At 49.6% G+C, this 14,639-nt stretch carries 5 protein-coding genes; all 5 read left to right on the plus strand.

The window, feature by feature from the left end:
* The first annotated feature begins 8 nt into the window (after positions 1–8).
* From FAZ14_RS09750 to FAZ14_RS09770, 5 genes are read left to right on the plus strand one after another with little or no spacing between them, the layout of a single operon-like run.
* Positions 9–6,500 carry a non-ribosomal peptide synthetase gene (locus tag FAZ14_RS09750; RefSeq protein ID WP_016943539.1) on the plus strand — a complete coding sequence of 2,164 codons (6,492 nt, stop codon included), beginning with the start codon at positions 9–11 and terminating at the stop codon, positions 6,498–6,500.
* Positions 6,500–11,053 carry a type I polyketide synthase gene (locus FAZ14_RS09755; RefSeq protein WP_038926015.1) on the plus strand — a complete coding sequence of 1,518 codons (4,554 nt, stop codon included), beginning with the start codon at positions 6,500–6,502 and terminating at the stop codon, positions 11,051–11,053. Before FAZ14_RS09750 ends, FAZ14_RS09755 begins: the two co-directional genes overlap by 1 nt.
* Positions 11,050–12,543, plus strand: coding sequence for a condensation domain-containing protein (locus FAZ14_RS09760; protein ID WP_016943541.1), 1,494 nt, complete (start codon positions 11,050–11,052; stop codon positions 12,541–12,543). The genes FAZ14_RS09755 and FAZ14_RS09760 overlap by 4 nt, the downstream gene beginning before the upstream one ends.
* Positions 12,544–12,559: 16 nt before the next feature.
* Positions 12,560–13,504: an ABC transporter ATP-binding protein gene (locus FAZ14_RS09765; RefSeq protein WP_016943542.1), complete on the plus strand. Its 945-nt coding sequence runs from the start codon at positions 12,560–12,562 to the stop codon at positions 13,502–13,504.
* Complete coding sequence (locus FAZ14_RS09770) at positions 13,497–14,609, plus strand: ABC transporter permease (RefSeq protein WP_016943543.1); 1,113 nt, start codon at positions 13,497–13,499, stop codon at positions 14,607–14,609. The genes FAZ14_RS09765 and FAZ14_RS09770 overlap by 8 nt, the downstream gene beginning before the upstream one ends.
* The last annotated feature ends 30 nt before the right edge of the window (positions 14,610–14,639 follow it).

A 14,639-nucleotide genomic window follows, 5' to 3' on the forward strand; every position in this document is an offset into this window, starting at 1 on the left:
GGCACACTATGCAAGAGACTTTTTTTCAACACCCAGCCTCGTTGGCACAGAAACGGTTATGGTTATTACAGCAGTTGGAACAGCAGTCGGCTAATTACCATATTCCGACCTTATTGGAATTGACGGGGACGGTGGACAAGGCTGCATTACAACAGTCAGTAGATTGGCTGGTGACACGTCATGAGTCATTTCGTACTGATTTTGTTTTTGAGCAAGACGTATTGTGGCAGCGCTGCCATACCGAATGCTCGTTGCCGGTTAAATGGGTAGATTTGTCAGGGTTGGATGACGCGCAACAGAAACAGACGATAGCAGTTGAGCGGGATAGCGATTTTGCCTTAGACCAGGGTCCTCTGGCTCGCGTTACCTTGTTTGATTGCGGTAATCATAATTATCGGTTGTTGTTGGTATTACATCACATTATCTCTGATGGCTGGTCGGCAGGCATTATCAGCCGCGAGCTGGCTGAAGGATATAATGCTGCTCGTCGTGGCGAGACCCCCATACTGCCAGAATTAGAGATTCAGTACATTGATTATACCGCTTGGCAGCAGGAACAAATGGAAACGCCTGAGTATCGGCAATCATTGTCATGGTGGTGTGAACGGTTGAGGGGTATTGAACCTATCGCATTTCCCACCGATTATTCGCGCCCTACACGCATTAGTACTCGAGGGAAAACCTGTGCGTTTCGCTTGCCTGCAAATTTAAGTCAACAACTGGCAAGAGTGGCACGTCAGCATAATAAAACGCTTTACTCCACTTTACTCAGTGCGTTCTATCTGTTGTTGCATCGTTACAGTGGTCAGACGGATCTGGCTATTGGCACACCTGTGGCTGGACGCGGTCAGATGGCGCTGGAACACGTCGTGGGCTTTTTCGTTAACACGCTGGTTTATCGCATTGAACTAGCGCCGGAACAGCGTTTTGATCAGTTACAGGAACAGGTGTTTAAAACTGTGCTGGCGGGTATGGAACACCAGCAAGTGAGCTTTGACCGCCTGGTAGAAGCTATCAATCCACAACGCGATCTCAGCTATGCACCGCTGTTCCAGATTATGTTCTCGTTTGATGAATATGACCCCAGTTCATGGCGGTTCGATGGTCTGGAGAGCCGGGTTCAGGTGTCGCTGAGTGAGCATGCCAAGTATGACTTGACGCTGTCCATGGAGAAACAAGGGGACGAACTGCTCGGTGTCTTTGAATATAGCACTGACCTCTTCAATGAGGATACGATCACGCGTTTGAGTCGGAATTTCACGTTTCTGTTGTCGGAGATAGCAGCCCAACCAGATGCGTCCCTGTGTTCTTATCAATGTATGACGTCAGAGGAAAAAGCGTTACTGTTAAGCGACTGGCAGCGCGAATGTGTTAGTCACCCGGTTGTTAACACGTTGCACCAGCGCTTTGAGCAACAGGCTCAGTTGTATCCACAGGCAGTCGCGTTGAGTGGTGAAAATGGTTTGCGCGTGACCTACCGACAGCTTAATGAACGGGCGAATCAACTGGCTCACTATTTGCTGAAGATGCAGTCTCAATCGGCTGATAGTTCCAGACGCGTGGGGATTTGCCTGGAACGTGACGACGCCACATTAGTTGCCATTTTAGCCATTCTCAAGGCTGGGTTGGCCTATGTGCCAATTGATAACAGTCATGCCCAAGCACGCATCAACTACTATGTGCAGGATGCAGGGCTGAATTGGGTCATTGGTGGTGAAGCATTCCGTCATTTGTTTGCCGGATGTGAGGTTGATTTCATTAGTCTGGATCATGAGGCTGGCCTTATCGCGACTATGCCTGATGTGAACCCGAATTTCGCTGTGTCACCAGATGATCTGGCCTATATTATTTACACTTCCGGCTCTACCGGCAATCCTAAGGGCGTCGAAATCCCACACAGTAATGTGTTGCGGTTATTTAGTGCCAGTGAGCGTTACTTCCAGTTTAGCAATGCAGATGTGTGGACATTGTTCCATTCCTGTGCTTTTGATTTTTCAGTGTGGGAAATTTGGGGGGCGTTGTTATATGGTGCGCGTCTGAGCTTAGTACCTTACTGGGTCACTCGTACGCCAGAACGTTTCCGCCAGTGGCTGGATGATGAACAGGTTACGGTGCTTAACCAGACACCTTCCGCATTTTATCAGTTGATCACTGCCGATGCCCGGATATCGACCCGGTGTGACAGCCTGCGCTACATTGTGATGGGTGGCGAGGCACTGGACCCAGGCGCACTGCGACCGTGGTTTGCTAAATACGGGGATGTCCAGCCAGCCATTATTAACATGTATGGTATTACTGAAACCACTGTGCATGTCACCTGGCGTAATATCAGTGCAATTGATGCTGAATTAGGTGGAAAAAGCCCGATTGGCGTGGCGTTAGATGATTTGCGCATTTACCTGCTAGACGCTCAGCGTAATCTGGTACCGATTGGCGCGACAGGTGAAATGTATGTCGGTGGTGCAGGGGTGGCTAAAGGGTATCTGCATCGACCGGAATTAACAGCGGAGCGTTTCATCCCACTACGGGATATTTTCCCTGATGCAGTAGGTGAAGGGCGTATTTATCGCAGCGGCGACCTTGCCCGCTATCATCCGGATGGTTCGTTGGAGTACCTTGGTCGCGCTGATCATCAGGTGAAAATCCGCGGTTTTCGTATTGAACTGGGCGAGATTGAAACCACCCTCAAGCGTTTACCACAGGTTCAACAAGCTGTAGTTCTGGCGCAACGAGATGAACAACAGCAGATGCGTCTGGTGGCTTATGTAGTGGGTGAGGAGGCATGCACTACCGAAATGTTGCGCGCTGGGCTGAAGGAAACGCTACCAGATTATATGTTGCCATCGATCTTCCATTTCCTGGAAACATTACCGTTGACCAGCAACGGGAAAATTGATCGAGCGACGCTGCTGTCTTTGCAACAAGACCGGCCACAATTGGCGAGTGAGTTTGTTGAAGCGCGCACGGATGTAGAGCGGCAATTGGTCAATATGTGGCAACAGGCTCTGCAATTGGACACTATCGGTGTACAGGATAACTTCTTCGCATTAGGCGGGGATTCGCTACGTGGGGTTCAACTGGTCGGTCGGGCTAACGATCTGGACTGGAATCTTTCGTTAGTAGATTTGTTTCAGCATCAGACGATTGCAGAGCTGGCGGCATTGGTTGAACAGCACTTGTCTGAGCAGAGTACAGCTGTTAGCCACCCCGAACCTTTTAGTATGATTTCAGCCGAGGATCGAGCGAATCTGCCCGATTATGTGGTGGATGCCTACCCGTTGAGCCGCATGCAGGCGGGGATGTTCTACCATATGCAATTGACGCCTGATTCCAATGTGTATCACTGTACCGGGACCTCGCATTTACGCTTGTCCCAGCCATTCAATCAACAGGCTTTCTATCAGTCCGTGCAGGAAGCAGTGGCACGCCATGATGTGTTGCGCACCGCGTTTGATCTGGAGAACTATAGCCAACCTCTGCAACTGGTACTACGCCAGGCTGAATTGCCGATAGTGTTTGAAGATCTGCGCCATCTCAGCGTTGAGGAACAGGAGCAGCGTATCAAAGTGTTGTTGGAGTCTGAGCGAGTTACCCCCTTTGATCTGCTCAAGCCCACGCTGTTACGTTTCTTCATCTATCTGCGTGACGATACCAGTTTTCAGTTCACACTGACTGAATGTCACCCGGTGTATGATGGCTGGAGCTACCATTCGCTGATTGTCGAAATTTTTAACCGCTACGCAGCATTGACTGGTGTGAAAGACTGGAAGCCTGAGCCAAAGACCGGAGTTGAATACCGCGATTTTATTGCGTTGGAACAACGATTGATCAATGACCCAGAGCAGCAGCATTGGTGGAAAGAGAAACTGAATGATTGCACTTTACTGAAACTACCACGTAAAGCGGGAGCTCAGGGACATGCTGATGCGCCACCACGCCAGCGTTCCATTTCATTAGTGCTGGACAGTGAGGTATATCAGGGCATCCGCCGATTAATGAAACAACTCTCTGTTCCGATGAAGAGTGTATTGCTGAGCGGACATTTAAAGGTGATGAGCCTGTTCAGCGGCGAAAATGATGTATTAACCGGTATCCCTACCAACGGACGACCAGAAGCGAAAGGCGGGGATCAACTCTATGGATTATTCCTTAATATTCTGCCATTTCGCCAGAGGTTGGAGAGAGGTAGCTGGGGAGAACTGATTCGCCAGACCTTCGCCAACGAAAGCAGTATGATGCCATACCGCAGCTTCCCGTTAGCGGATATCCAACGTCAGTTTGGGCCTCAGCCATTACTGGATGAAGTCTTGTTTAACTACATGGACTTCCATGTGTATGAACGTTTGCTGCCGGAGCTGGGGTTTGAGGTTGCCAGTAATCTTAATAGCGATTATGTGTATGAAGGGACGCACTTTGCGCTTAACGTCCATTTCCAGCACTACACGTTGACATCGGCATTGGTCAACAATCAGATTTCTATCCAGCTTGATTACAATGAGAATTTGCTAAGTCACGAACTTGTCGGGCTGATGGCAGATTGTTATCGGGACGTATTCCGGGCGATGGTAACGGAAGAGTCTGCCATCCACACCAGTCAATCATTCCTGACTCCGGCACAGCAGGACCAACTCGTGTTGTTCAGCCAGGGAAAACCCGGTTATCAGGGTAAAGAAACTCTGGCCGCACTATTTGCCGGGCAGGTGGCACGAGATCCTGATGCTACAGCAGTAATACTTGACGAGCGTCGATTGAGCTATCGTCAGCTCGATATCCATACTACGCAATTGGCGCACTGGCTGGCTCAGCATGGTGTGAAAAAAGGTGATCGTGTTGGTCTGTGGCTGGGGAGGAGTATCGAGCTGGTTGCAGCTATTCTGGCGTTGAGCAAACTGGAAGCGGTATATGTTCCGCTGAATAAAGAAGACCCTGTGGGTCGACGTCATACACAATTACTTGATGCGCAATGTATATTGATGTTGGCGCATCAGGGGGATGAATCTCAGGTAAAAGATACACCGGTACCCGTACTGTATCTGGGAGCTCAAGGTCCCTGGGTGTCTATGCCTCAGACAGCCTTACCCATCTCCGGCGATAATGCGTTGCCAGCTTACGTCATGTATACCTCAGGCTCTACCGGGAAAGCCAAAGGTGTATTGATCGGTCAGCGTGGCATTTTGCGGTTAGTTAAGGAAGCTGATTATGTCGACTTGGAGCAATATAAGCGCTTTCTAATGCTGGCTGCCGTGAGTTTTGACGCATCAACCCTAGAGTTGTGGGGGCCGTTGCTCAATGGCGGCGTTATTGTCATCTATCCCTATGACGGGGTGGATATTCCACGTTTGTCTCAGCTCATCGAACAATATGAGATTGAAAGCCTTTTCCTGACAACATCACTGTTTAATTTACTGGTAGATGAGCAACCGCAAGCACTACGTGGGGTAAAACAGTTGATTACCGGTGGCGAAGCAATGTCTGTCAGCCATGCCGCCCGAATTCAGGCGTTGTATCCACAACTGGAACTGATTAATGGCTACGGTCCGACAGAGAATACTACGTTCACCACATGTTACCGCTACCGGGCGGATGTGCAGCATCATTTACAAAGCGTGCCTATTGGGCGACCTAATGCTGGCAATGAAGTACAAATCCTGGATCGTTTCATGCAGCCTGTACCGGTTGGTACTCCAGGTGAGTTGTATATTGGGGGTAATGGTCTGGCGCTTACCTACCTCAACCAGCAAGAATTGTACGATCAGTTATTTGTAACACATCCACAACAGTCGGATCGTCGTTTGTACAAGACAGGGGACCGTGGACGTTGGTTAGAGGACGGTAATATCGAGTATCTGGGACGTCTTGATAGCCAGAATAAGATTCGTGGATATCGAATCGAACTGGGAGAAATTGAGTCGGTGTTGGGGCAACATCCAGAGGTCGAACGTGCTGCTGTGGTGGTAGTGAGCGATGGGCCGAAGAAACAGATTGTTGCTGGTGTGGTGCCAGTAGCTGGCCGTCAGGTTGATAGTCATCGGTTGCGCGCGTTTCTGCTGGAGCGGTTACCACGATATATGATCCCCAACCGCTTCTGTGTTGTTGAATCACTACCGTTGACGGTCAACGGCAAGTTGGATGTGGCAAGGTTGAAGCAGAGCCTGCTGGCACCTGCAGTGCTGAAGCCACAAAGTGACCCGTTGGTTGGAACCTTGCAGACAATATGGGCAGAGGTGCTGTCGATTCCATTGCCAGATCAACAGGAAAACTTCTTTGATTTAGGGGGGGATTCGCTGTTATTGGCTCGAGTCCATCTCAAACTTGTCGCGGCGGGTTTCCCAACGTTAACGATGTTAGACCTGCTCAACTTTACTACCATTGACCAACTGGTGCGTCATATTCGTAGCGGTGAGTCAGTACAGACCCAAGATCGTCAACAGGTGGAAAACCGTATTCAGGAAGGACGGCATCGCTTGTCTGCGTTGCAAGCGAAAAGGAGCATGCGGTAATGGAAAACACACAGGCAATCCATGGTTATGAACTGGCGATCATTGGTATGGCCGGGGTTTTCCCCGGCGCAGAGGATGTGGCGCAATTCTGGCACAATCTGGTAGAGGGTGTGGAGTCTATCCGGACATTGAGTGATGATGAGTTGGAGAAGGCTGGTATCCCCGTTTCTTTGCGTCAGCAGGACGATTACATGGCACGTGCCGCTGATCTCGCGCAACCATGTGCGTTTGATGCTGCATTTTTTGGTTATTCGCCGCGTGAAGCCGAAGCCATCGATCCCCAGCAACGAGTGTTTCTGGAAGTGTGCTGGCATGCGCTGGAGAATGCCGGTTATGTACCAGAAAAATTTGACGGTCAGATAGGGATATTTGCCAGTAGCGCTGAAAGCAGCTATCTGATCCACTGTCTGGCGGATCGGCCTGATGCATTGCGCCGGGTTTCGCTAGCAGAACTGCTAAATAGCAATAACCGTGACTTTGTTTCCACCCGGGTGGCATATAAGCTCAACTTACACGGCCCAGCGATGACGCTGGGGGCGGCTTGTGCCAGTTCGCTGTTATCACTGCATTATGCTTGCCAGTCATTGCTGGTGGGTGAGTGTGATATCGCGTTGGCGGGTGGGGTGCATATAGGTATCCCTGACAAAGGCGGGTACCACTTTGGTAATAGCGGCATTTTATCGCACGACGGACATTGCCGTCCGTTTGATGCTGATGCTTCTGGCATGATCGGTGGTGATGGTGCCGGGGCAATAGTCATCAAACGTTTGCAGGACGCGCTGGACAGTGGTGACACCATTGCGGCTATCATCAAAGGATCGGCTGTTAGCAATGACGGCTCACGCAAACTGGGATTCAGTGCACCTTCTGTAGCGGGCCAGGCTGAGGCGTTACAACGGGCACTACTGGTGGCTGGGGTAACGGCAGACAGTGTCAGCTATATTGAAGCACATGGCACCGGTACCCATCTTGGCGATCCGATAGAAGTCAAGGCACTCAAACAGGCTTACCAACTCGATAATCCAGTGTCGGCCAGTTGTGCTATAGCTTCAGTCAAGGCTAATGTTGGCCATCTGGATTCGGCTGCCGGTGTGACGGGGGTAATCAAGGTTGCACAGATGTTGCAACACGGCTACATCCCGCCAGCGATTAGTTTTACCCGACTTAACCCGGAAATCGAACTGGACGGCACCCAGTTCTATATTCCGACAGAGGGCCGAGTCTGGCAGAGCGAAGCTGTGCGCCGTGCCGGGGTTAGTGCTTTTGGGATTGGGGGCACAAATGCCCATGTTATTCTGGAAGAGTCCCGTTTTCCTCGACATTCTGGGGACGCGCCTGAGCAGCAGTTGCTCTGTTTTTCCGGGCATACTCCAGCAGCGTTGCAAGACAATATCATGCGTTTCCATGATTGGCTGGCAGGTGCGCCACAGGCATCGCTGGCTGATGCAGCTTATACCTTACATCTTGGTCGTAGTGATCATGCTTATCGCGCTAGCCTGGTGGTGGGCGGTGGCTCGTCAGCTTTGCCATTGCTGGCACAATACAAACCAGTGATTGAGAAAGTGGGTAAAACACAACCTGCGCTGGTATTTATGTTTAGTGGTCAGGGTTCGCAATATCCCGGCATGATGGCAGGGGTATATTCCCATGCGGTGGTATTTCGTGAAACGGTGGATCAATGTGCTGCGTTATTGCAACCGTTACTAGGACAAGATATCCGTCCACTGTTGTTTAATGACGATGGTCAAGGTGTTAGCTCACCACTTTATCAGACGCGCTTTACCCAGCCAGCATTGTTCGTTACTGAGTATGCGTTGAGCCGCCAATTGATGGATTGGGGAATCACGCCGACAGCCTGTATCGGCCATAGCATTGGAGAATATGTTGCTGCTTGTCTGGCGGGTGTGTTTAGCCTTGAAGATGCGCTGATGTTGGTCTGCCGTCGTGGTGAACTGATGAATGCCATGCCAGTTGGCAGTATGTTGGCGCTGGGCATACCAGCGGTACAGGCCCGCGAGTATTTGGGTACCAATATCTCTCTGGCAGCCAGTAATGCGCCTGAATTTTGTGTTGTAGCTGGTCCGAGTGATGCGATTGAACATCTGGCTCAACAGATGCGCGAACGCGATGTGGAAACTAAAGCGCTTCATACCTCACATGCATTCCATAGTTCTATGATGGATGGTTGCCTGTCGGCTTATCGCCAGATAGTTGAGCGGGTGATGATGCAGGCACCACAGATACCGTTCATCTCCTGTGTAACAGGGGACTGGATAACCAATGAACAGGCGACTGACCCTGAGTACTGGGTACGGCAGTTGCGTGAGTCGGTGGCATTCAATGAAGGTATTGCCTGCCTGTTAAATGGCAATGAAACGATACTACTTGAGGTCGGTCCTGGTAAAGCGTTGACAGGATTAGCATCGTTACAACCTGCGATGACTCAAGTTGGTAATCATGTGCTGAGTACCCAACCTGATAGCCGCCACCGTGAGAACGACTATCGCCAGTTACTGACATCTCTGGGGCAACTCTGGCAATGGGGTTGCCAACCGGACTGGCGGTCGCTGTACCGTCATCAGACTCGCTGCCGTATTCCCCTGCCGGGTTATGCTTTCCAGCGTCAGGTCTACGATTTAACCATGCAGGCTCAGAGAACAGAGACGCCGAAAGGTCCGGCAAACACCGGTGAGCGCTTGCCTCTGGAACAGTGGGCCAGTCAACCATGCTGGCAGCAAAAACCGCTGAATGTTGCTCAACGTATTAAATTGCGTGGTCGCGGTGTGGTGATCTTTATGGATAAAGCTGGCGTCGCTGAACGTATTGCCGAACAGTTGGAGCAACAAGGTGCGCGAGTCTGTCGTGTCGTGGCCGGCAAACCGTTCAGCCGCAAGAGCCCTCTGAGCTGGGTAATTGATCCCGCCTTACCACAGGATTTGGAGGCTTTTGCCTCCTCACTGAGAAAGCAGGCGTTTCCGTTGGATCACGTCATCATGTGCTGGCCTGTAGCGAGAAGGGCATTATCGGTTGCGGTTGCCACAGACTATTATGAGTGTTTGCTGAATATTGCCCGGCAGTTTACTGACTATGATCGCCAGACGCCATTGTTGTTACATGTCATCTCAAATGCACTGCACGTGGTGACACCTGACGAACAGGGTGACCCAGCGCGAGCGCTACTGGTTGGGCCTTGTCGGGTATTGGAAAAAGAGTTTGAGCAACTTACCTGTCGTAGCATCGATATTGATTTGCCACCACGGCCGCTATTTGCACCTGCTCGTGACCACAATTTGGCGCCATTGATGGCTGAGTTGACATCGCTGGGTGATGATAGCTTTGTCGCGTTACGTGGTGGAGTGCGTTATATCCAGAGCCTGGAACCCATTGTGGCGGAGCCAGTAGATGAGGAGCAATTGCCAGTGATGCGTCATGGCCGTTACTTGCTCACGGGGGGATTCGGTGGCATTGGTATGACGATTGCGCAATGGTTAGCTCAGCATTATCAGGCTCATGTAATTCTGCTGGGGCGTAGTGATGTTCCTCCAGAACCACAATGGCAGCAATGGTTGGATGAGCACAGTGAGAATAATGATAAGTCTTTGAAAATAAGGCAGCTACAAAAAATTAAACAACTGGGGGGGACCGTCAGTGTGATTGCGGTTGATCTGGGGAATACGCGGCAGGTTAGTCAGGCGTTGAAGGCAGTAAGTCGTACTCAAGGCATGATTCATGGCGTGTTCCATTGTGCGGGTATTGCGGATGGTCGTCTGATTCAACAGCGTACCGCTGCGGACTCACTGGCTGTATTCAATGCCAAGGTTCAGGGAACATTGGTGCTTGAACGCTATTTTCGGCGCCGTCCACTCGACTTTTTCGTTCAATGTTCCTCGCTGGCTGCGACAGTCGGACCCATGGGACAAGTAGCATACTGTTCTGCCAATGCTTATCAGGATGCCTGGGCGATAGCTCGTAACCGTCAGCGCACACATACGCGTTATCTGTCAGTCGGGTGGGATTCCTGGCAGGAAGTGGGTATGGCTGTTGACAGTCTGAAAAAATGGAATAGCGGTGATACGGAAGCGGTGATCCGTCACGGTATTCGTCCACAGGAAGGTAGTGAGCTGATGGCCCGTTTGCTGGCGCGTCAGGAATCGCAATATGTTATCTCGACACGTGGATTACCGTTACCCGATGCTGATACGACAACGCAACCCGATGCGCAAACTGAGAGTGAGGAACTGGAAACGCAACAACTGTATCCGCGCCCTCCACTCGCTAATGCCTATATAGAGCCACGCGATGCGGTCGAAACTACTATCGCCCGTATCTGGCAGGAAAAAATGGGGATTGGTCCGATTGGGATAGAAGATGATTTCTTCGAATTGAACGGCCATTCGCTGATGGCAGTGCAAATTATTGCCCAGATTAGACAGCAATTGGCTGTGAGCTTCCCGGTAGGCTTCATCTATGACTATCCCACCATTGCTGGGTTGGCTGGACAGGTGCGTTTACGCCAGAAATCGGCCACACCACCGCTGGAGGTGAGCGCATGAGCAACCAGATGTCATTACCAGCGACTCTGGTGTCGTCCGTCGACGCACCGTTGGTGTATGCCCAGCATTGTTTCTGGTTTGTGGCGATGGCGTTGGGAGATACGGCCAATAACCAGTCTGCCATACTGATAGATGGCGATTTGCAGCCGGAATTGTTAGAGCAGGCATTAAATTGTCTTATTCGCCGTCACAGCAGTCTGCGTATGACATTCAGTAGTTGGGCTCCAGTGCAGCGGTGCTGTGATGTGAATGGGTTCGACCTGCCGTTTATGCGGTTAGATGGTGTGGATGAGGCGATTTGTCGCCAGCGTATTTCAGCTGTCGCTGTTCAGTTTATGTCACAACCATTCATTTTCGATAAGCCCCCCCATTTGCGGGCACAGCTGTTCCAACTGGAATCACAGCGTTATTTATTGTTGTTGTGCATGCCGCACATCATTGCTGACGGCGGCGCATTCCACCTGTTCGAACAGCAGATGTGGTCGGTATACGCTGGTCTGAAGGCGGGCCGTATACCAGGCGATAAACAATCGGTGACGCAAGTGGATCAATGGGCGTTACAAGAGCGATCGGTAAATGATGGTAGTGCTGTGCAAGCGGAGCTGGCATTCTGGCTGAAGCATCTGGCTGATTACCAGTATGCTCATTTCCCATTGTCACTGATAAACCAGCATAGCCTGCTCGATCATCAGTGCGATATTCCGTTGAGCGAGAGCACCATGGAAGGGATGAAACTGCTGGCACGCCAGCATCGCATGAGTGTGCAGATGGTGTTGTTAGCGTTAATTGGTCAGGTAGTACATCAGATGAGCGGCGAGACTCGTCTGGTCATCAATTCGGTGCTTGAAGGGCGCAATCAGTCTGGATCAGAAATGCTCATGGCTCCACAACTGCGTGCTATGCCTGTGCCGATGGATTTTAGCCAGCAACCAGATATCACCACGTTATTAGGGCAGGTGAGAGAGAATGTACTGCAAGCCTATGAGTATTTGCACTCCTGGAGTCTGCCAATGGGTATCCTGGCTCGTCGTCGTTGGAAACACAGCCCCTGGCTGCTAGTTAATAGCATCGAATGCTTTAGCCGTTTATATAACCTTATCGCCCGAAAAGCACGACTTTACCCACGCTTTCTTGCTGATTTTCTGTTCATGGAGCCTAAGCCACCACGTTGGTGGTGGAAGAGAGATGCTGCCTGGCGCGCCAAAGGTATAACTGATCCGTTAATCAACATTAATGTATTGCAGGATGCTTTTAAGACGGAACAACCACAGGCACAGTCAGATACATTATCTATTCGTCATTGCCGTGAGTCAGACTATTTTATGGATGCCGATATTTCCACCCGCTGGGAGAGCGACACTATCAATATCTACATTACTCGAGATGCTGAACAGCAATTAAAGCTCCATATTACCTGTTGCTGTTTCAATCAAGAGGGCATGGAACAGTTTTTACAGTTGATCCGTCAACAACTCTCTTCCCTGAATTAATTGAGCTGGATATTCAATGGATATGAAACCGAAAGAGAAAGTGATTGAGTTTGATCAAGTGGTGAAAACCTACAAGGATCATCAGGCATTAAAAGGGGTATCACTGGATGTTTATCGGGGCGAGTTTCTTGGCCTTCTTGGGCCAAATGGTGCGGGTAAAACCACACTGGTAGAAATTCTGGAAGGTTTAAAACAACCAGATAGTGGCAAAGTAATGATCCTGGGAAAAACCTGGGATAAAGAAAAGGACTGGTTGCGCCACCGGTTAAGTGGTGTATTACAGGAAACGTTGTTCATCAATAAGTTAACAGTAGTAGAAACACTCGCTTTATTTGCCAGTTTTTACCGCTGCTCACGCCAACGTATGCTGGATGTCATGGAGATGGTTGAACTGACGGCGAAGCGTAATACCTTCGTTGAAGGTTTATCAGGGGGAGAGCGCCAGCGACTGGCTCTGGGTGTTGCTATTCTCAACGAACCGGAAATTATGATTCTGGACGAGCCCACCACCGGGTTAGACCCGCGAATTCGTCACGACACGTGGGATATTTTACGTCGATTAAATAAAGAGAATAACGCTACCATGATTCTGACTACTCATTACATGGAGGAAGCGGAATACCTGTGTGATCGCATCTGTATCATGAATCAGGGCGAAATTCTCACTCACGGCACAATGGATGAGTTGTTGAAGAAACATTGTGTCGGCGAGGTAATTGAATGCCGAACTTCCCATCCAGAGAGGCTGCAAAGCCTACACCAGCATCCCAAAGTACTGCGTTATAACTATGATGCCTCTACGGGGCAAATCAGTCTGTTGACCTTTAATGCCACTCAGTTTCTGCATGATTTGTTGGCGATAGCTCATGACGCACGTACCGATATTATCGAACTGGTGGTACGCAAAAAAACACTGGATGATCTTTTTATGACGTTGGCTGGCAGGGGGTTCCATGAATAATGCACTGTTTTCTTTGATGTTGACACAGTTCCGTCAATATTTTCGGGAACCACAAATCCTGTTCTGGTCGTTCGGTTTTCCATTGTTGTTGGTATGGTTGCTGGGAGTTTCGTTTTCTATACAAGATATTCCGGAGCGGCATATTGGGATATTACTGCCACAGGATGCCAGTCAGCAGGCAAAAATTCGCGCATGGGGACAGGAACTGGCAGCCAGGCCGCATGAGATTCAGTCAATTATTAATCGTGACGATGTGAAACGTGAGAGCGTGGTCAAAGTTAAGTATGTCGTTGGTTACTATACAGATTACAACGATATTATTCTGGCACTCAAACGTGGCGACATTCAGATCATTGTGGAAACACAGGCAGATAAAGATAATATATCACGTCGTTTGTACTACCTTGATCCACAGAATAGCGAGGCTATGCTGACATATTACCTGTTAAATGAATCAGACCAATCATTTTCTCAGGCTGTTGTGAAAAATCTTTCAGTGCTGGAAACCCCTGGATTACGTTACATAGATTTTCTGGTGCCAGGGTTACTAGCAATGGCAATTATGGAAACGTGTTTGATTGCTGTTGGCTGGGCATTGGTGGAAAAACGTATCACCAAGGTAACTCGTCAGATGTGTATTACGCCGATGAATCCATCGATCTTTCTGCTGGCGCACATTCTATCCTGCTTCATTATCAATTTTATTGAGGTGTTGATTATCTACTGGTTTGCAAAAGTCTACTTTGATGTCAACATTCAAGGACCATTTAGTGCGTTTTTGTTGCTGAATTTTGCGGGAAATCTGTGCTTCTCGGGTATTGCTGTATTGGCTGCCTCTCGTGCTAAAAAAGCGCAAACAGCCAATGGTCTACTAGAGGTGATCATTTTAGTACAGGTATTAATATCGGGAATTTTTTTCAGTTATAAAAATTTCCCCGGTGCAGCCATTATCGATTGGCTACCGTTGACCATGTTGGCAAACATGATGCGCCGAGTATTTATTGAAGGTACAGGGGTGATTACGGTATTACCAGTTGCGGCTGTATTGTCAGTCATTGGTGTAATAAGTTTTTGGATAGGTAAACGGATTTTCCGCTGGTATTAATGGAGTATAGTGTGTTGTTGATACTATATT

This window comes from Dickeya oryzae (genome assembly GCF_009372235.1).
Lineage (GTDB): Bacteria > Pseudomonadota > Gammaproteobacteria > Enterobacterales > Enterobacteriaceae > Dickeya > Dickeya oryzae.

Excerpts from the sequence above, each read along its gene's own strand:
- FAZ14_RS09760 (WP_016943541.1), top strand. The coding sequence starts at position 11,050 with ATGAGCAACCAGATGTCATTACCAGCGACTCTGGTGTCGTCCGTCGAC.
- FAZ14_RS09765 (WP_016943542.1), top strand. The coding sequence starts at position 12,560 with ATGGATATGAAACCGAAAGAGAAAGTGATTGAGTTTGATCAAGTGGTG.
- FAZ14_RS09750 (WP_016943539.1), top strand. The coding sequence starts at position 9 with ATGCAAGAGACTTTTTTTCAACACCCAGCCTCGTTGGCACAGAAACGG.
- FAZ14_RS09770 (WP_016943543.1), top strand. The coding sequence starts at position 13,497 with ATGAATAATGCACTGTTTTCTTTGATGTTGACACAGTTCCGTCAATAT.
- FAZ14_RS09755 (WP_038926015.1), top strand. The coding sequence starts at position 6,500 with ATGGAAAACACACAGGCAATCCATGGTTATGAACTGGCGATCATTGGT.